Source organism: Marinococcus luteus (assembly GCF_034497705.1).
GTDB classification, from domain to species: Bacteria; Bacillota; Bacilli; order Bacillales; family Marinococcaceae; genus Marinococcus; species Marinococcus luteus_A.
Map to the genome: position 1 here is coordinate 121,416 of NZ_JAXRUV010000004.1, position 21,123 is coordinate 142,538.

Below are 21,123 nucleotides of genomic sequence, written 5' to 3' on the forward strand. Positions count from 1 at the left end.
CGGCTTTATTGAGACTGCAGATGAAAACCAATATGTTCGAGTGCAGCTTCAAGATTTCTTGAAATGTGGATATTCATTTTTAAAATTTCATTATTGCTTAACTCGTGCTGGGCGATAGCCGGGGATATTCCTGTCAGCAAAATGTTTACTCCCATTAGCTTCAGAGCATGAATGACGTTAATAAACACGTGCGGAAACTCACCGTCCACAATCACAAGCCCGGACAAATCAATCACAAGGTGCTCAATTTTTTGGTCTGCTGCATACTCCAGAACGGTCCGGGTAATAATTTCAGCCCGTTTTTCATCAATAATTCCCTGAACCGGAAGAATCGAAATTCCTTTCCTAACCGGGATAATCGGCACATTCAAAAATCCGAGGTTGTACTGAGTGTGGTCAAGCTCGATAATATGTGCAAGCACTTCTCCCATGGATTTTAAGTAGTCTACATCCTCCTGACTGAATATTTTTTCTTCCGGATCCATAACGCACAGCGTTCCAAATACGTTGCCATCCAGATCTGTCAGTGTGACACCGAGAAATCCTTTCATCTGTAATTCGGAGGTTATCTCTAATTCCTTTGTCATTACATCTTTTGTCAAATCCTCTGTACAGAGAGCGTCTTCCTCGTTCATTATAATTTTTCTGCAGTAGGTGTCGCTGTATTTTACCGAAAAGCCTTCAGGGATAATTTCTTCATTTTTATTGAACGTGCTGATAACAGTCATTTCATTGTTGCCCCGCTTTGTAATATACGCTGTATTCACATCAAGCTGGTCGGCTATTAAATCAAACATTTTCTGCGAAACGGATTTGAGTGACGGGAATTCAGTCGAATCCAGACTATATTCTTTTTGCAATTTATGTTCCTCCAACATTTAGATTACTCCTGGGAATGGTTTGCACATTAGAATTATTATAATACTTTTCTTAATTACGGACAATACATGTGTCTTTAGTATGATATGTTTATGTACTAATTATGTAGTTTGTTACAAAAATAAATTCACATACAAAAAAGCCAGGGAAGGCCCCTGACTTACTCGTTATTCGTGCGAACCATATAGAGTGCATTGTCCACATACCCATGCTCTGAAGCGTGAGGACGATCATCGCCGTCGCCGTAGCCGTAATCAAGCATCCGGTTCCGGTTCAGACACAGCTTCACCATGGCCGGCTGAAAAAGATTAAAAAGCTCAAAGCGTCCGCTCAGCTCCGGAAAGCGTTTTTGATACGCTTCTATTGTTTCCACAGTCATTTTCCAGAATGAATTTTCTGTAAGTAAGTTCTTCCGGTCGAGCAAATCCGCCAGGTAGCGGAAGTGGCAAATGAACAAGCCGGTGAAAATGAACTGCACGAGCCCTTCTGGCGGCTCGCACCGGAGAACCTGCTTTAACTCCTTTGGAAGCTCTTCAAGCTCTGGCAGCTGCTGATCGCTCACATTCACATCATCCACAAAGTCTTTCATGATCAGCCGCTGCGGTGCGTAATCCTTTAATACAATAATCGTATTCTGACCGTGAGGAGAAAAAACGGTACCGTACTTATACATGTAATGCAAAAGCGGAGGAAGCAGGGAATCAAACAGCTGCTTTATCCACGCTTCTGTACTTAATCCCGATCGTTCCACGTACTCCTGCACTAAAGGCCTGCCATTAGCGTCTTCATGCAAAAGGGCCGCCAGCGTTACTGGGTTTTCCTCCTCGTTTACAGCCGTATAAATACTTTCTCTCCAGACAGCACCGAGCATCTCTGTATACTGGTACGGCACTCCCTGCAAATGATGAAACGCCGGATGCGGCACATCGATTGTTTCTGTTTCCCCGAGCAGCCCCATCTCACACGTGTCCCGTAGGAACGGGTCTTCGTCCTTGACCGCCTGAATCCATTTGGTCACTTCCGGGGCCACTTTTGTCCGCTCGCTTGGCAGACCCCGGTAAACCAGTGTATTTAAAATACTTACGGGAAGCTTCACATGTTTTTTTGTTTTATGCTCCGTATTAACAAACGTACGAATCGATTGCTGCGGAAGGTACGCATCTCCTGCATACTCCAGAGGAATAATCCACCCTCCGGCAATATACTCAGCGTAAAGCGTCACAATATGATTGTCCCACTGCCAGTCATGCACCGGCATGTAATAATAGTCCTCCGGTTCTTTCCCGGCACGGTTTATAAGGTCGCTAAAATAGTCGCGTTCGGCTCCATTCAGCTCCTGTTCTATTAATTGACGGTACCCATCAGGATGCAATGTCTGAAACGAAGCAGCTTCCCTATGGACCGCTATCCAGAATAAATGGATCTTCTGCTTATGTTCAGGAGCATAAGAAAGATAATCCTGAAAGCTGAAGCCGATTCGGCCTTTATTGTATGTGATCCAGGGATGGCCGCCCATTTCTCCTTCAAGCAGCAGATAATCCATTTCTGCAAGCTCGGCAGCTGTCGTTTTTTTGTCCAGCAAATAGCAGTCTGCTGTCAGGGTATGATAATATTCTTTGAGTAAATGTCCAGCTGTCTCACTCGAAATCGGAGCCATTTGCTGGAGTTCAAGCAGAAAAGCGTCCGCCCGGATGGGTGATTCTGCTTTATCTTCTTTTTTTACTATACTTTCCGGATACACATGAATACTGTCAAAAAGCCGCTTGCGCGCCGAAAAGGCATAAACTGCCTGCGGTGTTTTCACTTGAAGCTTCTGCGGGTCACCCTCTTCGATAACCTCTGCGTTGATAATGTCCTCGTACAGGAATTCCTGAAGCATTTTAGCCGTTAACCGCCGGTTGGCCTCCTCCCAGTGCAGCTGTTGGACAGATTCTGTGGACTCCGCCGTATATGAATTCATCTGCTTCCTTCCTTTCTTTTTAATATTATGGTGTACAGCTTCACACGATAACCCCGGCCTTTTCTCTCTTAAATTGCTGAAAGACATTTTCAGACCGGACGGGGTAAACGTCCCGGTTTGCGATTTGGTTAATAATAACCGCGTTCCGGTGAGCTCCAAGCCCGAGGTCCGGCGCTCCGACACCGTGCGTATGCATTTCGCCGTTTTGGATAAAAACATGGCGATTTTTCTCAGCCTGCACTGCTCGGTACTTTTCATCAATTTGCAGACGCCCGCGCTCATCACGCTGCAGATACGCTTCGATTCCTTTTAGAAATGGCTGTGGAGATGGCTGATAGCCTGTCGCAGCGATTAGCGCTTCTGTTTCTTCCGTATACTCAGTACTGTAGTTAACTTCCTTCAAAAACAGCTTTATATCGCCAGCAGGCGTACTCTCCATACTCGTAAGTTCCGTATTTGCCTGAAGAACTATGTCCCGGCTTTCCCCTCCAATTGTCTGCTCATACAGCTCGTCGTATACGGCCGCAATCGTATCAGCGCTGATCCCTTTATACAGAAGATCCTGCTTCTGGAGCAGCTCCTCCTTTGTACCAGGGTCAAGATGGTAAAAATAACTGGTATAATCCGGCGAAAAATGTTCAAGTCCGAGCTTGGAATATTCCATAGGGAAAAACCCAGATGACCTCGTATACCAGCGCAGGCTGAATCCATATTCCGGCCGGTTCTTTAACAGATCGAGAAAAACCTCAGCGGCGCTCTGACCGGAGCCTGCCACCGTGATGCTCTGTTTTTGGAGCAATTCATTCCGGCGGTACCGGTAGTCTGCAGAGTGGCAGACACTTCTTCCTTTTTCCATCCATGAGGGAAGCGCCGGTGTCGTGCCGGTACCCATTACTACATGCCGGGAATAGAAGCACTCACTTTTCCCTGCAACAGTATTTTCTGTTTCCACTTTATACAGACCGTTCTCCTTCAGAAAATCCACCTGGACAACCCGCTGCCCAAACCGGCAGGAGGAAAGCTTTTCAGCTGCCCACCGGCAATAGTCATTGTATTCGCGACGCGGAATATGAAATTTCTCATAGAAATAAAAATGATATAATCTCTCCTTTTCCTGCAAGTACTGTAAAAAGGAATAAGGACTTTTTGGGTCAGCCAGCGTAACCAGATCTGCAAGAAATGGAACCTGAAGGCTGGTGCCGTCGAGCAGCATGCCGCCGTGCCATTCAAACCTATCATTTTCATCCAGAAATAGACCATTCACTTCCGGCACATTTTCCACAAGTGCCGCCATTCCCAGGTTAAACGGTCCAATTCCTATCCCAACCACATCGTATATTTCCTCAGTCATCGTGGTCTCCTCCTTCATATGCCCTGCGGGTGCAGACCATCAAAAGCCCACGTTTGTCAGGCAGATCCACCGGCTTTACAGGCTCAAAGCCTGCTTTTTTAAACACATGAATCATTTTGCCATTGGTAATATCAGGCTCAGCGATCACCCGATTTGTCTCTGGTTGCTGAAACTGCATCGAAAGCATAGCTTTTAAAAGCGGCAAGGCAAGTCCCCTGCCCGTTTCTTCAGGCGGCCCAATCAAAAGGTGCACGCCCTGATCTGCCGGTTCCGCCTCGTAATAAGAACCAATTATGTCATCTGCTGCCCAATACACCTCCCAGTAGCTGACCGGGCGGCCATCAAGCTCTCCGATATATAGCGATTGATGATTATCCGCAAGTGCCTTTTGAAGATGCGCTTGATAGCTGCTTTTACTTATATTCAGCTGCCAGAACGGTACGACATGCGCCTGGTGCATCCAGCCGTGCAGAAGATGCAGATCGGATTGTACATCCACCTCACGAAACTGAATGCATTCATCCAGCTCTTCTCCCGACTCCCGGTTAAAAATATGGGGATTAGATTGTTTGGCGTTCATGCTGCATGCACTCCTTTGCAGTCAGTGGGTTTGAAATATGGATATACACAGACTGTTCAGCAAGGGAGCCGACCAATTCGTCCATGTCGAAAAAGCGGGTCAGCAGATTACCCTTGGATGGGATTTTTTCATGTTCAAGAAGACTCTCGGTCAAGGCGGAACGGCCGAATGCTTTTTCCGCATCTTCAAGCTCTTCGCGCAGTATTTGCAGCAAATCCGCTTCTTCAATCAGTCCTGAAGCTCCGAAGCCGTTAATCAGCCCAAACAAATGGTTGATAAAAAAATAGTAACGAAAGCGTTCATCTGCAATGTCATCTGCGCACACAGTATCACTTGAAGCGTTCAACTCCGGCACGTATTCTTTTAAGTGTGCTTCCTTCGAGCGTGCAAAATAGTAGCCTTGATTGTCCCGGTAATAAAACACCTGCGGATAGCCGCCGGTAAAACGTACGACGGAATTCTGCTGATGGGCTTCAAGTGCAATGCCATGAGTCATATACAGCCAGAGCATCGGATGCAGGGAAATTGATAAATACTGCCGGAACCAGTCCCGGCTTACTTCAGCAGTGCTCCGGTCTTCCTCCCGGGCGAGGCGGCGGATCAGATTACCGAGCATACTTCCTTCTCCGTACGCATCGTGCACAAGCCCGGCAGCCAGTGACACCTGATCGTCCATGTCTTCCTGAAACGGATTGCGCCGGATAATCGTTTCAAGACCTGTTTCTTCTTCACCTTTAAGGGCGATATATGCCGGATCACGAACAATTTCAAAACCTGGGAAAAACCGAGCTGTCTCTTGTCCAATCCGGCTTTGCATCAGCTTTTCTACTTCTACGCCGCGCGCCAGTTCTTTTTTTTGATTGACGCGCAGGGAATTGGTAACCTTCACCGGAATTGAGACTTTGAACATATACGGGGACTGCTCGTGATAAAGGGTCCGGATCGAGGAAGTCGCTGTAAAGCTCCGGCCAGCCGGGCCAAGATAGTCTAATTCACCCTGCTCTATCTTCCGCTGAATGGATTTCTGCCGGAGCATGGCCTCTGCCTGAAGTGGATGCACCGGGAGCAGGGCATATCCATCATCCAGACGGCAATAGTCCTCTTTAAATAATGCCTCTGTCTCCGGAGCATTTAGGAGCTCGTTTTTTACGATAGCCGACGCACTTTCTTTTTCCATCGATGCTTCCTCTACCTGCTCGGATGGCGCCCGGAAATAATGCAGCTGAAAGCGGCCTTTTGTTTCCGGCGAATAGAGGTTTCTTTCCTTTTCGCGTTCCATTCCCTGCCGGCTTTTAGGGGTCGGATGCAGCAGATGCCCGAGCAGAAGGGCCTGTTCTGAATCAATGTAGCGGGTGAGGAGTTCACCCTTCTCCTCTTTGCGTGCTTCCAAAAACAGCTCTGTGAGCTCAAAGCTCTGCAGCACCCGCTGCATCATCTCTTCCTTCCCTCCTTTATCACCATATTCAAGCGAAAGCTCCTTCAAAAGCAAAGTCCCGGTGGTCAGCACATCCAGTTCAAGCAGAGAACTGCTTTCGCTGGTTCTATAAAAAAGCGGAAAGTGAAAGATATGCCGGTGGGTCAGGGATCGGTACTTCACTGGAAGGACCAGCTCGATGTTCTGACGGGAGAGCTCCACGCGACATTCCGCCTCTCCCCAGACACCGCTTCCGGTTTCGCGCAAATAACAATTGATAAAGCTCTGCATCGAAGCTTCTGCTGCTTTCTGTTTAAAATTCATCCCTTTTCCTCCTTCGTAAAACTTCAATTTCCCGTCCTGCTTCAATGACCGCCTGAATTACATGATCAATATCTTTTTCTGTCGTTAAAGGGTTCAGCAGAGTGCACTTTAAAAACTGTCTGCCGTCTATTTTTGTTTTGGCAATAACCGCTTCGCCTGAAGCATATAATTGCTGCTGGATTTCTCTATTGATCTCGTCCTCTTCCACTTTTTCAAAAGAATTTTCTGTGCAGTATTTAAACACTACTGCATTCATTTCCGGCTTCAGTACCAGATACAGCGCCGGCTCGTCGCTAATTTTTTCTGCGAGACGCCCGGCCATTTTTAACCCATGGCCAATCATTTCTGCCCACTTTTCCGTGCCGAGGGTGCGGAGTGTCATCAATATTTTAAGTGCATCGAAGCGGCGGGTCGTCTGCATCGAATAGTCCACGAGGTTAGTAAAGCCCTCATCCCTGTCATCCTCTGGATTCAAATACTCCGCCCCGTGTCTGATAAAACGAAAACTATCCTGGCTCCTAACCAAAAAAGCTCCGCAGCTGACTGGCTGATAGAATAATTTATGAAAATCTACTGCCAGGGAATCTGCGTTCTGCATTCCTTCAAGTTTGGCAGTTTGATCACTGCATAGCGCTAAAGCCCCGCCAAATGCTGCGTCCACATGCATCCATAGATTTTCTTTATTGGCCGTATGCTGAATGTCATCGAGCGGGTCAATGCTTCCAAAGTCAGTAGTGCCGGCAGTAGCTACTATGGCAAACGGATGATCACCGGAGTCCCTCGCCTCCTGAATGAAGGCTTCAAGCTTTTCGATGTTCATTTTTTTGTGCTCATCTGTCGGCACCCCTACTACTGACCGCTCTCCCAGACCAAGCTGAACAGCCGATTTTTTTACTGTAAAGTGTGCTTCCTCTGAACAGAAAACTTTAAATCGGGCTGCTTCCGGAGGAAGGCCATCGGCTTTCACATCATGTGACAATTCCCGGGCGCAGTATTGATCTCTTGCAAGCAGCAGCCCCATAAAATTCGACTGAGTGCCTCCAGTCGTGAATGTTCCCGCTGCCGTCTGAGGCAGCTGATACAATTCGCACAGCCAGTTCACTACCTCTGTCTCCACTGTTGTCGCCGCCGGACTTTGATCCCAGGAGTCCATCGATTGATTTAAAGCACTCACGATTAAATCCGCGCACACCCCGGACAAAAGCGGCGGGCAGTGCAGATGCGCCATTGCGTGGGGGTGGCTGATGTTTAAAGAGCTTTTCATAACATGCTCCATTACTTCGTCAAGCACACTATCAAAGGCATGTTCATGCTCTATGCCGTGAAAGAATTGCTTCACCTGCGGCTCTGCTGCTCCGAATACAGGTCTGTCACTTTCATTGAAAAATTCTGTTATATAGGCAGAAGTCCGGGTTAACGTATCAAGGATTCTGCCCTTATCACCGATATTGGTTAAAAATTCATTATCAAATGCGGTATGCGACTCTTCCTTTACAACCGGCATATCGTCTCCTCCATGATCTCTTATTTATAGATAATGAAAATCATTATCAATTAAAATGAAAAAAATAAAAGCTTTATTACAAGCTCTTGATTACAATGTACACACTAATTGAAAATGATTATCAAAGTCAACAACTGCTTTGGAATTGATACAAAGGTTGGTATCGGCCAGTTGAACGGTTTAGGTCTATTACCCTTTCTCCTGTCCAAATAGCGACTTAATATTCACCTGTTTTTAAGAGCTCATGTCGTTAGTTTAAAAACACCCCTATCAGGTAATAAGCCGGGTATCAATAACTATTATCAGGAGGTGCAGCAATTGCTCGTACGTACAAAAGATTTTCAAGCATTTTGGATTTCAGCCACTGATGAAGAAGCAATCGGCTCCATTTCCGATGTCTATTTCGACTCCCGAGGCGAATGGAAGGTACGGTTTCTCGTCGCAGATACCCGTGCATGGTTTGTCGGAGGAAAAGTCCTGCTAAGTCCCCAATTGATTAACCGGCTTGACCTGGCTGGCCAGGCCATTCAGATGAATGCTTCGAAAGACCAGATTAAAAACAGCCCGAAGCCGGACGAACATGAACCTATTTCCCGTTCGTATGAAGCTTCAGTGTTAAACTATTACAACCTGGAGCCTTATTGGATTCCAACAGCCGGAAGCACCGGCACCGGACCGGTCATGCCTGTAGGCGGGCCATTTGCCCCGATGGATGACGACGATAATAATCCGCGTCCTGCCCATGACACTGCTGTAACCGGTCCGGAAGAAAATGAAATGGAAGCTGCCCGAAACAAAGAAGATTACTACCTGCAGAGTACGAAGGATCTCCGCGGCTATGATATCGATGTGAGCGGTGAAAACATCGGCACGATCTCTGACGTGGTTTTTGACACAAACGACTGGAGTGTTCAGTTTATCGAAGTCGATACTGCCGGTGCACTGTCAAGTGACCACTCTCTCGTTCCAGTGGAATGGTTTAATCAGTTTAACGCCCTGGACGAAAGTGCAACTGCCAGTGTGAGCCGTGAAGCGGTGGAAAATTCACCTGATTACGAATCGTCCATGACGCTGACCGATGACTACGGCGAAGAAATCCGCCGTCACTTCGGCAGCCCCTCGAATAAATAAATGAAATTTGCCCGCTGCTTAAATGCAGCGGGCTTTTTTACATCTGCCGGAACCCGAACCTGTGTGATATGTTAAAATAAATAAGCTAATAATCCTTCAAACAGCTCAGGAGTGGACTACCTATGGATAAAAAAGATATTTCCGATCTTCGCAGGCAGTTGAAAACAGACAATGACCTGCTTACGATCTCCGATATTTTTAACGTTTACATAATGAAAGAAACGACCGATATTTATCACCATCAGAGCCAGCCATTCGAAATGCTCGACAGTGATCAGCAGGAGCTGTTTATGGCCAACTTCAAAAAGGTCCTCACCGGGCAGCTGGATGAAAAGCTATTCGAGCTGAAATTTCAGCAGGACGCTGAAAATTCCAGCCAGCTCATTCTTCATAAAGGTCTCTTAAGCCGAAATGTCGAAGACTGGAAGGAACAGATGCTTCGCATGACCGAAAAAATGATTGAAGACCACCCTTATGAAAAGGACACCGTGATTACCTTTATCCGCGCCGAGTATTTAAAGCCGGCCAAACAGCGGAACGAGGAAGCAGAAACAAGCGGACGCGATGCGGTGTACACCAATTCCTTCATTCTCTGCAGCATCAATAAAACAGAAGAGCCGAAAAAAGAAATGCAGTTTGATTACATTGAGAAGGAATTCAAATACAAGGTCGAGGCCGATCCAGTCATTGATCTTAAGCATCCGATGGCCGGCTTTTTGTTTCCCGCAATAACGGAAGGAGCCGCTGACGTCAATCATGTACTATACGCTGCTTCAAAGCCTAACGAACCCGACTACCGGTTTATCGAGGATGTGCTGAACGGCGAAGAAATCGTCACCGCCAAAGAAAACAAAACAGTATTTGAGGATATAGTGAGAGATGTGGTCGGCGACCAGATGAATCCCTCCACGCTTGCGAACGTCTACGGGGAAATTCACCGGGTCGTCGAAGAAAACGAAGAGGACGCCCCGCCGACCCTCGACTATAAAGATGTCGAACGGGTGCTTCAGCAGAGCGGCGAGCAGGTGGAGACCGACAAAGTAAAAACAGCCTTTCAGCGGGTTACCGATAACGAAACGTACGAGCTGAAAGCAAACAGCATCGTGCCGAAATACAATTCCAAATCCATTAAAATTAACACCAAAATCGCCAATATCGCGATCAGTCCGCAGGATCTGGAATACGTAAAACAGGTCAACTATCAGGGAAAACGCTGTATTATGATTGAGATTGAAGAGGACGCAGAGATTGAAGGCTTTAAAATGCTGCCGGAAGCCTTTGGCGAAGATACTCCGTAATAGAACAAGGAAGGCCCCGGGCGGGACCTTCCTTGTTTCTTAATATACAGCTGTCCCGGCGGCGTTTTTTGCATACTACCTCTCACTTCCGCACTAATTTTGTGGCTACTTCCACATGTGTTGTCTGCGGGAACATGTCCACCGGCTGGGCTTCTACGACTTCGTATCCGCCCTCCACGAGGTGCTTTAAATCCCGGGCGAGTGTCGCCGGGTTACAGGAGACGTATACGATACGTTCGGGAGCTACCTCGAGCATCGTATCCAGCAGCTGTTCGTCGCAGCCCTTCCGCGGCGGATCCACAACAACAACGTCCGGACGAATCCCATTTGCTTTTACCCACCACGGCATCACTTCCTCAGCTTTTCCTGTCGCAAAGGTTACGTTGTCAAAATGATTCAGCTGGGCGTTTCGCTTTGCATCACTCACGGCCTGCGGCACTACCTCTACGCCGTAGACTTCCCGGGCTTTTTCTGCGAGGAACAGCGAGATGGTTCCGATGCCGCAGTAAGCATCAATGACCGTTTCATGACCGCGCAGGTCCGCGTACTCCAGCGCTTTATCATACAGCGTTTTTGTCTGGACCGGGTTTACCTGATAAAAGGAACGCGCAGAAATCGCAAACTTCACTTCGCCAATGTGGTCGTAAATATAGTCTTCGCCCCACAGCGTTTTTGTCCGATCGCCGAAGATAACATTCGTTCGTTTCGTGTTCACGTTTTGAACGATGCTTGCCGTATCCTTTACTTCGTCTCGGACAGCTTCAATAAAAGCCTGCTCCTCCGGGATCTTTTTGCCATTTGTAATAAGGACAATCATCAGCTGGCCGGTGGTTGGGGCGTAACGTGTCACGATGTGGCGGAGAAAGCCCCGTCCGTTTTCTTCATCATAGGCGCTCATGCCAAACCGGTCGGCAATGTCTTTTACCTGCTGAACGGCAGCGTCGTTTTCCTTCTGCTGAATGATACACTCATCCATGTCAATAATGTTATGTGTCCGTTTTTGGTAAAAGCCCGCTTTTAACCGGCCGTCCTCTTTTACACCGATCGGCACCTGGGCCTTATTGCGGTAGCGCCACGGATCCTCCATCCCGATCGTATCGTGGACCACTGTTTCGTCGAGGCCGCCGATCCGTTCGAACGCATCCTTCACCTGTTTATGCTTATAGCGGAGCTGGGTATCGTAGGTCATATGCTGCAGCTGGCAGCCGCCGCATTTTACATAGATCGGGCAGGGCGCTTCGGTTCGTTCGCTGCTTTCTTCAAGAACAGTAATAAGCTTCGCGAAGCCGTAGCCTTTTTTTGTTTTAAGAACCTTCGCCTGAATACGCTCACCGGGCAGGGTGTATGGGATAAACAACGCATACCCGTGGATTCTTCCGACCCCGTGTCCTTCGTGGGTTAAATCCTCAATTGTCGTTTCTATTAACTCATTTTTTTCTACCGGGGCTTCCGGCTTATTTTGCTTGCTCATTATTTCGTTCCTTCCGTTCGTTCTAGTCTGTCAAAAAAATTGTAACACAGGAGTGGTTTGGCGTCCGTCTGTTCGCACGCTATAATATAGGAATATATAAGCAAATGAAAAAGAACGGAGAGATACATATGGATATCCGTCTGATTGAACCATCGGATGCGAACGTTCACCTGGCGTTCAGCCAGCAGCTCGACAATGAAACATCGTATATGCTGATGGAGCCGGGAGAACGCAGGCCAACGGCCGAACAGCATCAGCATATGGTAAACGAGTTTATTATGAAGGACCGTCTTGTGCTTTTTATTGTGGAAGACGCGGGTATGGTCGTTGGACACGTGATGGGTGTCGGTGGCAGCACCATCCGCAACTGCCGGACCGCCTCTGTTGTTATAGGGATTCTGCCGGCCTATCAGCGTCTGGGTCTTGGAAGACGGCTGCTTGAGCGTATCGAAGCATGGGCTGAAAAGCGCGGGCTTCACCGTCTGGAGCTGACCGTAATAGAAGAAAACACCGGGGCGCGTGCGCTCTATGAACGCTTCGGCTTTCAGATTGAAGGGATTAAACAGGACTCGCTTTTCGCTCACGGGGCGTACGTCAATGAAATTATGATGGCTAAGCTGCTGTAGAAAGGAGCACCAACCTTGCGCATCTCATTTGAAGCAATTTATGAGCTGATTCTTGCCGCTCTCTTAATATTTTCTTTAACGGTGGATCTGCCTCCTGACCAGTCCAGGTCGCTCGATTTATTTATTTACGTGTTGTTTGTGATTGATTTCGGCGTCCGTTTTTTTGCAAGCGACAACAAGTGGCAGTATATTAAAAGCAATCCGCTCGAGTTGATCGCTATCTTGCCGCTCGGAGAAATTTTCCGGGCTGCCCGTCTCATCCGGCTGCTGAAAGTCCTGCGGCTGATCGTGCTTTTCAGCCGCAGGCATTCTTTGCTTGATGTGTTTTTCTCTAAATATCAAGTGGACCGGGCAGTGATCATTGTCGGCGTGCTGCTGTTTGCTGCCAGTCTCTCGATGCGCTGGATTGAACCTGACTTTCATACATACGAAGAAGCGCTCTGGTGGGCCGTCGTGACAACGACTACGGTCGGGTACGGCGACTTTTATCCGGTAACGACTGCCGGCCGGATTATTGCAAGCATTCTGATGATCGTCGGCATCGGACTGATCGGTATTGTTACCGGCACCGTAGCTGCCTTTTTCTCCCACGATCACCGCACGCTTCCTCCGGAAGCCCGGCACGTACAGGAAACGCTAAACCGTTACCCGGAGCTTACAGCCAAAGAGATGGATGATATGATCGCTTCGCTTGAAAAGTGGAAGGAACGCTACAAAAAAGAGGAAGATCAATCATCGTAATTGTCTTCCTCTTCTACGCCCACCACCTGGCTGCGGCGTTCAAGCAGCACTACGTCGCGCCAGCGTCCCTGCATCTTGCCAATACGCTCCCGGACGCCTACCTCCCGGAAGCCTTTGCGCCGGTGGATACGCAGGCTATAGTCATTTTCCGGAAAAATGCCGGCCTGCAGCGTCCAATAGCCTTCCGTCTCTGCTTTTTCAATTAATGCTTCCAGAAGCGTTCCACCTACTCCGCGCCCGCGTTCATCCTGGTGAATATAGACACTTGTTTCGCCTACACCTTCATATACTTCCCGGCCGGAAACCGGGGCGAGCGCGGCCCAGCCGATTACTTTTTCAGTTGTAGTGTCGATAGCAACAAGACGGCAGGCCAAGTCGTGCGTCGCTGACCAAAGCTCCCATGACGGCGCCTCCGTTTCAAATGTCGCATGCTCACTCATAATTCCCATTTCGTATATGTCCCGGACTTCAGGCCAATGCTCCTTCTGCATTCTCGCTATGTAATAGTCCACGTGCTTCTCCCCCTTATCCTGCTTTTTTTCCTAGAATAACATACCTGTTTTTCTTTTGTTTGTTCCAGCATCCGCCTGTAGGTTGTTTACAATTCAATGAACAAAGGAATACTTTTCACGTAACCTATCTCTCTGCCACAGTGAATTTTACTTATGAAAAGGACGTGTTCGCATGAAGTACCGTCGATTAGGGAACTCCGGCGTAAAAGTAAGTGAAATAGGCCTTGGAAGCTGGCTTACCTACGGCTCCTCCGTGGAGGGCCAGACTGCTGGTAATATTATTCACCATGCATATGAAAACGGCATTAATTTTTTTGACACGGCGAACGTCTACAATAAAGGAGAAGCGGAAAAGGTCGTAGGCAAAGCTTTAAGCTCCTACAGCCGTGACAGCTACGTGCTGGCTTCGAAGGTGTATTTTCCAATGGGAGACGGGCCGAACGACCGCGGACTCTCCCGCAAGCACATCATGGAGCAGTGCGATGCCAGCCTGCAGCGGCTCGGTACGGATTATATGGATTTGTATCAGTGCCACCGCTATGACCCTGATACCCCGCTGGAGGAAACGCTGATGGCGCTTGATGACCTTGTGCGCCAGGGTAAAATTTTGTACTACGGCTTCAGCGAATGGTCTGGCACCCAGATCAGCGATGCGGCACATATTGCCGATAAACGAAACCTTCATCGGCCGGTATCGAACCAGCCAATCTACAATATGCTCGTACGCTACATCGAAAAAGAGGTTCTTCCGATCAGCGAACGCGAAGGGCTAGGACAGGTTGTCTTTTCCCCGCTTGCCCAGGGCATTTTAACCGGCAAATACCGTCCGGGCGAACAGCCTCCGTCCGACAGCCGTGCTGCCAATTCAAATATTAATTTTGCAATGGAGAAGTTCATGGACGACCGCATTCTCGAAAATGTCGTAAAACTGGAGAATTTAGCCCGTAATGAGCTCGGTGTTAAGCTTTCCCAGCTCGCCCTCGCCTGGATTCTTCGAAAACCTGGCGTAAGCTCGACCATTGTTGGAGCGAGCCGTCCCGAACAGCTCGAAGAAAATTTAAAAGCTGCGGAGCTTGAGCTGCCGGACAATCTGCTCGATGAAATCGACAGCACCCTTCAGGAAATTGAAGATGTTACCTCCAGGCTTCATTAAACACTATGCCGCCGCAGCCGGCGGGATTATTTTTATATACAGAACTTCTATATTTTCATTATTTTTAAATGGTGCTATAATGAACTTGTGTAAGCGTTTCCAATTTTTCTCTAAAACGAAGGAGGATTTTGCATGAGATACGATGCACCAAACACCCCCGAAAGCCTGGTACATTTTAAAAACAAATACGATAACTTTATTGGAGGCGAATACAGAGCACCGGCTCAGGGCGAATATTTTGATAACGTCAGTCCGGTTACCGGTACCGTTTTCTGCCAGATTGCCCGTTCAACGAAAGAGGACGTTGATGCGGCAGTGGCAGCAGCCAATAAAGCGAAGGAAGCATGGGGCAAAACGTCCACGACCGAACGCTCCAATATTTTAAATAAAATGGCGAACCGGATGGAAGAAAACCTTGAAATGCTTGCCGTTGCCGAAACTTGGGAAAACGGCAAAGCTGTCAGGGAAACACTAAATGCTGATATCCCTCTTGCCATCGATCATCTTCGCTACTTCGCGGGCGTTATTCGTGCCCAGGAAGGAACAATAGGCCAGATCGACGATGACACTGTAGCATATCATTTCCACGAGCCGCTCGGCGTTGTCGGCCAGATTATTCCGTGGAACTTCCCGATTCTTATGGGGATCTGGAAAATCGCTCCTGCGCTTGCTGCCGGCAACTGCATCGTTCTCAAACCGGCTGAACAGACACCAGCGTCGATTTACAAGGTGCTTGAGCTCGTTGAAGACCTTCTGCCGCCAGGCGTTCTGAACGTAGTGAGCGGCTTCGGGGTTGAAGCCGGCAAACCGCTTGCCCAGCACGAGGGCATTGATAAAGTGGCATTTACCGGGGAAACGACGACCGGACGACTGATTATGCAGTACGCTTCAGAAAATATAATTCCGGTAACGCTCGAGCTTGGCGGCAAATCACCGAATATTTTCTTTGAAGACGTAATGGCCGAAGACGATTCGTATCTAGACAAAGCGATCGAAGGCTTCGTCATGTTTGCCTTGAATCAGGGGGAAGTGTGCACGTGTCCATCCCGTGCTCTCATTCAGGAATCCATTTATGATAAATTTATTGAACGGGCTATTGAACGCGTGAAAGCCATCAACGTCGGTCATCCGCTCGACACCGACACGATGATGGGCGCCCAGGCTTCCAAGGAGCAGCTCGATAAAATCCTTTCCTATCTCGATATCGGGAAACAGGAAGGTGCAGAGGTTCTAGTCGGCGGTGAAGCAGCCCAGGTCGACGATGAAGACCGTTCACAGGGATACTATGTACAGCCAACCGTATTTAAAGGCCACAACAAAATGCGCGTGTTCCAGGAGGAAATCTTCGGGCCTGTGCTGAGTGTGACTACCTTTAAAACTAAGGAAGAAGCAATGGAAATCGCCAACGATACGCTGTACGGACTTGGCGCCGGCGTCTGGTCGCGTGATATGAACACCGCATACCGGTTCGGACGCGCAATCCAGGCAGGCCGTGTATGGACTAACTGCTTCCATGACTATCCGGCTCATGCAGCCTTTGGTGGCTATAAAAAATCAGGTATTGGCCGGGAGAACCACAAAATGATGCTCGGCCATTACCAGCAGACGAAAAACCTTCTGGTCAGCTATAGCGAACAGCCGAAAGGATTCTTTTAAGCGCACGGCGACCGGAAGCATTAAAAAGGAGGATGTCTCATGGCAGTAGAGCGTGTAACCGCTACTGACGCTGCCCTTGAACTAATCAACAGATTGACAAAACGGCACGGTCCGTTAATGTTTCACCAGTCCGGCGGCTGCTGCGACGGCAGCGCCCCGATGTGCTATCCGGAAGGCGACTTTAAAACCGGCAACAGTGACATGTATATGGGAGATATCGGCGGGGCCCCATTTTATATGTCGAAGGATCAATTTGAATACTGGAAGCACACGCAGCTGATTATTGATGTTGTTGACGGCCGGGGCGGGATGTTTTCCCTTGAAGGACCAGAGGGCAAACGGTTTTTAACCCGCTCACGGGTATTTTCCGAAGAAGAACGCACAGAGCTCGAACAAAATTCCACTGTTTAAACATCCAGGCATTCTGCATTTGCGCAGAATGCTTTTTTCTGTCTGGTGTGCCTATTGTCATTTTAAGTATTTCTTATTATTCTATAATTAACAAAGAAATAAGCACCGTTTGAGGGCGCGCTACAGTAAAGGATGAAGGCCTATGCATCATTCATCAACATCACCGTTCCGACCCTTCCCCACCCTGGAAACGTCAAGGCTCCGGCTACGGGCCCTGCGTTATTCAGATCTTGAAGATATTTACGAATACGCCTCCAATCCGTTGGTCTCCCGCAACGTTTTATGGGACACCCACAGAAGCCGTGGGGAAACAAAAGATTTTCTGGATATCACGATGAATTCCTATAAATACGGCGACCGGGCGCCATTTGGCATCGAACGCAAGGACTCCGGCAAAGTAATTGGCACCATCGATTTTGTGCATTGGGACCGGGGCCATGCCAACGGGGAAATTGGCTATACGCTCGCCCCGGATCATTGGAACCAGGGGTTCGGATCGGAAGCAGCACGGGAGATTATCCGCTTCGGCTTTGAAGATATGGGCCTCCACCGGATTGAAGCCCGGTGTTTTACCGAAAATACAGCATCCGCCAAGGTGATGGAAAAGGTCGGCATGGTGCATGAAGGCACACTGCGCCGCTCGCTGTTGATTCAAGGGGTACGGCGGGATGTGATGATTTACGCTATTTTAAAAACAGAATGGAAAAGCTATTAAAAAAACAGCCGACAATGCGGCTGTTTTTTATGGGCAGAACAGTTCGATATGCTGGTACAAATTTTCAAACGTCGCCGGCAGATGGCCGCCGTATTCCCCGTCAAGATTCAGCTGCATGTCTTCTTTAGCCTCTATACGCAGCTGTTTTGCTTTAAAGTATTTAATTTTAGGATTTTCCAGATGCCTTCCTCGCAAAGCCTGACGTAGCAGCTGGCTGAATTCAAACATCGTCATTTTCTGTACAATCAGCACATCAAAATAACCGTCATTGTACTCTGCCTGGGGAAGAAGTTTTTCAAAACCACCGACGGAGTTAGTGTTGGATACGAGAAACATTGTAATTTCTTCCTCGAGAAGCTTTCCATCGTATTCAACAGTGGCCATCTGCGGATGCAGGGACCAGAATTTTTCAAACCCTTTAATGAAATAGGCGGCCTGCCCCAGTGCCGTTTTCAGCCCTTTCGGGGTGTCATAGGTAAGCTCCGTCAGCTTCCCTCCCGCAGCAATATTAATAAAGTACGATCCGTTCGCCTTTCCTATATCAATGACCTGGGTGCGTCCGCGCGCAAATACGTCGCAGACCTCTTTAATTTCTTTTCCCTGCAGTCCGAGAGCCCGGGCAAAATCATTCGTCGTTCCGGCAGGGATAAGTCCTACTCTGGGGCGCCACTCCTGTTCAGCGATCCCATTAATGACCTCAAAAATAGTTCCATCTCCACCTGCGGCAATTACGGCTTCGAACCCATCCTTTGAGGCGCGCCGTGCCTCCTCCCGGGCGTCCCCCTCCCCACGGGTCATAAAGGCCGACGTTTCGTAACCTGCCTGCTCCATCCGGTCTAATATATAAGGCACCTGCCGCTCCATCTGCTCTCTTCCAGACGTTGGATTGTAAATTACTCTCGCTCGTTTTCGCATATTATAACCCCTATTACATCGAAGATTTCAATTCATTTGGCTAATATATAAAAGAACTATCTTTGTCTCTCATTGTTACATGCGTTACTAATTAATTGTATACTATTGTTAATTCATTAAACAGTAGCAGCTGTGGGGTCGATATTTTTTGGCTTAAAATTGGAATATTGCGCAAAGGTAGCCCTTTGAAATCGCAGGTAATTTTCTTCTATAAAATCATAAAACATCTTTTGCCCTTTATCTTTCAGGATAAACATAGCTTTTTCCATAGATCGTAAAGCGTTCGCGTATTCGCCCATATAAAATAAAGCTACACCCTTTTGGTAATAAAGTTCACCTAACAGATACACTGATTCTATGTCGTATATATATTTTACTCCTTCATTTGCGACTTCCAGGCTTTTTTCAAACTGCATGGCTTTGGAGTATACAATGCACAAATTCATATAAATTTTTGTTTTGGAAGTATCCCATTGCGCTACAGGAAGTTTTGTATAAAGAGCAAGAGCCTCATTAAAATAATAAATGGCGTCTTTATACTCGTTCATATCCATATATACTGTACCAATATTTATATATATACCAATATCTTCTTCTGTAATGCTTAAAGAACCTGTATCCACATCCAGGGCCAACTGTAATAATTCCAGGGATTCTTCTTTTTCAAGTGTTAATTTAGAGTGGCAGGCGGCTCTTTTCCATAACAAAAATTTAAGATGGACAGGCTTTCGAAATAGTGGATTTTTTAATTCTTGTCTAATGATTTTCATTGCTTCTTCTAATTCATATATACGTACCAGTTTATCAATTTTATCCTTAGTCTCCTGTATATAGTTAAATCGTGGAGCTTCATGATCTTCAAAAAAATAACTAATCTTCACTCCTAGTTTTATTGCCATTTGATGGAGTATATCTGCGGTCGGCTGTATTTCTCCCCGTTCAATTTTGGAGACAGCTCTTTGAGAACAAATACTTTCAGCTAGTTCTCTTTGACTTACTTCGTAGTACTGTCTTAAATCTTTTAATTTTTTCCCGACATTTGAATCTTCCATACAACCACCTTTTAAGAACTATAGTTCTAGTCACTTTAGATTTTACCACAATTCTAGAGCTTTCACCTAATTATTGGGCAATGAATGCATTAGAAGCCCAAAGATATTTATATACGTATATGTCATAATGCATATAGAAAATAATTACAAAGTTTCTTGTAGGAGGGTTGTTTTCAGTGAAAGCTAATTTGATTAAATTGACTGTAGCTATAGGGTTAGTAACAACGGCTGGTGCTGCTGGCGATTTCCAGTTACTAGTTAACTTGCCGGGAATAATGTAATTATTTTTAAATAATTGTAAACCGTCACCCTCGACACACGTTTCACACCATTAACCAAGCTTACCCCTGTTATATTTTTTGTATCCCTTGCAGTTTAGCTGGCAGGGGATTCTTTTTTTACTTACTTTCCAAACATTTATCTACATAGGAGGAGTGGCCATGCATCCGGATCAATACATTGCTTACTTTGTAGATCAGTTTTTGTACCAGCTGGATCGTGCGGACGACCCGGCCGAGCTCTGCAAGCTCCGCGATCAGGTGTTTGAACAAGTCGCCCTTATCGGCGCCCGTATCCCTTATATTGAAATGATGGGCGCCATCTGGCACAAACACCCTGCCATCCTTCAGGAAGCACTCGAGAAAGAGCCTGTCTGTTATGGTCTTTTAGTTGATACGTTTCAGTACATTTCTTCGAATCAGTTTGTGTATATGCGCTGGCGGCTGAACGAATGGGCCAGGCTTTCTGCGTGAACAGAAAATAGGTTATATTCGGCAAAATATCGGGAAAATACCCTCCACCTATAGTTTACGGAGGGGATAAAAAATGGCTGATTTTACCGTGGATTCCCAGATATACCTTCGCCCGTTTAAAGATAAGGACGCTGCCGATTATCTGCAGCTGGTGGAGGATAATCGTTCATACCTGCGTCATTGGCTTCCCTGGGTGGATAAGACACGCGAGCTGCGTGACGTACTCCGTTTTTTTGAATACCGGGCCAAGCTTGCCCGCCGCGGCACCTCTTACACGTTTGGTATCTGGTACGAAGGCAGGCTCGCCGGTGCGATCAGCTTCAACCATGTGTACCGACTGACCCGGCGCACCGTTATTGGCTACTGGCTCGCCGCCCCCTTTCAGGGCAAAGGCATTATGACCCGGGCGGTACAGACATTGACTGATTATGCCTTTCGGGATATTCATCTTAGGCGTGTGGATATTTGCGTTGCTCCGGATAATCGGCCCAGCCGTTCAATTCCGGAACGGCTCGGCTTTGAAAAATATAAGTATGTGCGTAATGCCGAATGGCTGTACGACCATTATGTCGATCACGTTGTCTATACGATGCGTTCGCGCTTCTGGCTGCCAGCTATTCTTGGTCCCGGCATGGAGCATACAAAAACCCCGCAGTTTTAACGCTGCGGGGTTTTTCG

At 47.5% G+C, this 21,123-nt stretch carries 20 protein-coding genes; 10 read left to right on the forward strand and 10 right to left on the reverse strand.

The genetic code is table 11. The features are described from left to right. Positions 1-5: 5 nt before the first annotated feature. The 6 genes from Q9M42_RS08515 to Q9M42_RS08540 all read right to left on the reverse strand — a co-directional run bounded on the left by Q9M42_RS08515 (position 6) and on the right by Q9M42_RS08540 (position 8,012). On the reverse strand, positions 6-878 hold the full coding sequence (locus Q9M42_RS08515) for an STAS domain-containing protein (protein ID WP_322526061.1): 873 nt from the start codon (positions 876-878) through the stop codon (positions 6-8). Positions 879-1,039: 161 nt separating this feature from the next. Beyond that, the gene (locus tag Q9M42_RS08520) at positions 1,040-2,839 is read right to left on the reverse strand and encodes an IucA/IucC family protein (RefSeq protein WP_322526062.1); all 1,800 of its coding nucleotides are present in this window, start codon (positions 2,837-2,839) and stop codon (positions 1,040-1,042) included. Between the two features lie 40 nt (positions 2,840-2,879). Next, entirely contained in the window at positions 2,880-4,190 is a 1,311-nt protein-coding gene (locus tag Q9M42_RS08525; protein ID WP_322526063.1) for a lysine N(6)-hydroxylase/L-ornithine N(5)-oxygenase family protein, read from the reverse strand. Beyond that, on the reverse strand, positions 4,183-4,770 hold the full coding sequence (locus Q9M42_RS08530; protein WP_322526064.1) for a GNAT family N-acetyltransferase: 588 nt from the start codon (positions 4,768-4,770) through the stop codon (positions 4,183-4,185). The genes Q9M42_RS08525 and Q9M42_RS08530 overlap by 8 nt, the downstream gene beginning before the upstream one ends. Further along, a complete protein-coding gene (locus tag Q9M42_RS08535; RefSeq protein ID WP_322526065.1) occupies positions 4,751-6,508 on the reverse strand; it encodes an IucA/IucC family protein in 1,758 nt (585 codons plus the stop codon). Before Q9M42_RS08535 ends, Q9M42_RS08530 begins: the two co-directional genes overlap by 20 nt. Further along, positions 6,498-8,012, reverse strand: coding sequence for a pyridoxal phosphate-dependent decarboxylase family protein (locus Q9M42_RS08540; RefSeq protein WP_322526066.1), 1,515 nt, complete (start codon positions 8,010-8,012; stop codon positions 6,498-6,500). The genes Q9M42_RS08535 and Q9M42_RS08540 overlap by 11 nt, the downstream gene beginning before the upstream one ends. Positions 8,013-8,330: 318 nt before the next feature. Here Q9M42_RS08540 and Q9M42_RS08545 point away from each other — a divergent pair, with 318 nt between their 5' ends. Further along, positions 8,331-9,143, forward strand: a complete 813-nt coding sequence (locus Q9M42_RS08545) for a PRC-barrel domain-containing protein (protein WP_322526067.1) — start codon at positions 8,331-8,333, stop codon at positions 9,141-9,143. A 122-nt stretch (positions 9,144-9,265) separates the two neighbouring features. Beyond that, complete coding sequence (locus Q9M42_RS08550) at positions 9,266-10,441, forward strand: DUF4317 domain-containing protein (RefSeq protein WP_322526068.1); 1,176 nt, start codon at positions 9,266-9,268, stop codon at positions 10,439-10,441. Between the two features lie 82 nt (positions 10,442-10,523). Here Q9M42_RS08550 and rlmD read toward each other — a convergent pair whose 3' ends face one another. Further along, complete coding sequence (rlmD, locus tag Q9M42_RS08555; protein ID WP_322526069.1) at positions 10,524-11,912, reverse strand: 23S rRNA (uracil(1939)-C(5))-methyltransferase RlmD; 1,389 nt, start codon at positions 11,910-11,912, stop codon at positions 10,524-10,526. Between the two features lie 104 nt (positions 11,913-12,016). Here rlmD and Q9M42_RS08560 point away from each other — a divergent pair, with 104 nt between their 5' ends. Beyond that, positions 12,017-12,538, forward strand: a complete 522-nt coding sequence (locus tag Q9M42_RS08560) for a GNAT family N-acetyltransferase (RefSeq protein ID WP_322526070.1) — start codon at positions 12,017-12,019, stop codon at positions 12,536-12,538. 15 nt (positions 12,539-12,553) lie between these two features. After that, positions 12,554-13,279 (forward strand): potassium channel family protein, encoded by a 726-nt coding sequence (locus tag Q9M42_RS08565; RefSeq protein WP_322526071.1) that lies wholly within the window; start codon positions 12,554-12,556, stop codon positions 13,277-13,279. Here Q9M42_RS08565 and Q9M42_RS08570 read toward each other — a convergent pair. Then, positions 13,267-13,791: an N-acetyltransferase family protein gene (locus tag Q9M42_RS08570; RefSeq protein ID WP_440972317.1), complete on the reverse strand. Its 525-nt coding sequence runs from the start codon at positions 13,789-13,791 to the stop codon at positions 13,267-13,269. The genes Q9M42_RS08565 and Q9M42_RS08570 overlap by 13 nt on opposite strands. 172 nt (positions 13,792-13,963) lie before the next feature. On the opposite strand from Q9M42_RS08570, the gene Q9M42_RS08575 reads away from it, so the two are divergent. From Q9M42_RS08575 to Q9M42_RS08590, 4 genes are all read left to right on the forward strand, one after another. After that, on the forward strand, positions 13,964-14,944 hold the full coding sequence (locus tag Q9M42_RS08575; protein WP_322526072.1) for an aldo/keto reductase family protein: 981 nt from the start codon (positions 13,964-13,966) through the stop codon (positions 14,942-14,944). Positions 14,945-15,076: 132 nt separating this feature from the next. Next, positions 15,077-16,600 (forward strand): acetaldehyde dehydrogenase ExaC, encoded by a 1,524-nt coding sequence (gene exaC, locus Q9M42_RS08580; protein ID WP_322526073.1) that lies wholly within the window; start codon positions 15,077-15,079, stop codon positions 16,598-16,600. Between the two features lie 39 nt (positions 16,601-16,639). Continuing rightward, positions 16,640-17,011 carry a DUF779 domain-containing protein gene (locus Q9M42_RS08585; RefSeq protein WP_022793690.1) on the forward strand — a complete coding sequence of 124 codons (372 nt, stop codon included), beginning with the start codon at positions 16,640-16,642 and terminating at the stop codon, positions 17,009-17,011. A gap of 142 nt (positions 17,012-17,153) precedes the next feature. After that, on the forward strand, positions 17,154-17,726 hold the full coding sequence (locus tag Q9M42_RS08590) for a GNAT family N-acetyltransferase (RefSeq protein WP_322526074.1): 573 nt from the start codon (positions 17,154-17,156) through the stop codon (positions 17,724-17,726). Between the two features lie 27 nt (positions 17,727-17,753). On the opposite strand, the gene Q9M42_RS08595 is transcribed toward Q9M42_RS08590, so the two are convergent. Then, a complete protein-coding gene (locus Q9M42_RS08595) occupies positions 17,754-18,641 on the reverse strand; it encodes a diacylglycerol kinase (protein WP_322526075.1) in 888 nt (295 codons plus the stop codon). A gap of 116 nt (positions 18,642-18,757) precedes the next feature. Continuing rightward, entirely contained in the window at positions 18,758-19,693 is a 936-nt protein-coding gene (locus Q9M42_RS08600) for a tetratricopeptide repeat protein (RefSeq protein WP_322526076.1), read from the reverse strand. A gap of 440 nt (positions 19,694-20,133) precedes the next feature. Between Q9M42_RS08600 and Q9M42_RS08605 the strand changes: the two genes are divergently transcribed. Together Q9M42_RS08605 and Q9M42_RS08610 are read left to right on the forward strand one after the other, a co-directional pair. Then, the gene (locus Q9M42_RS08605) at positions 20,134-20,445 is read left to right on the forward strand and encodes a hypothetical protein (protein WP_322526077.1); all 312 of its coding nucleotides are present in this window, start codon (positions 20,134-20,136) and stop codon (positions 20,443-20,445) included. Between the two features lie 73 nt (positions 20,446-20,518). Beyond that, a complete protein-coding gene (locus tag Q9M42_RS08610) occupies positions 20,519-21,106 on the forward strand; it encodes a GNAT family N-acetyltransferase (RefSeq protein WP_322526078.1) in 588 nt (195 codons plus the stop codon). The last annotated feature ends 17 nt before the right edge of the window (positions 21,107-21,123 follow it).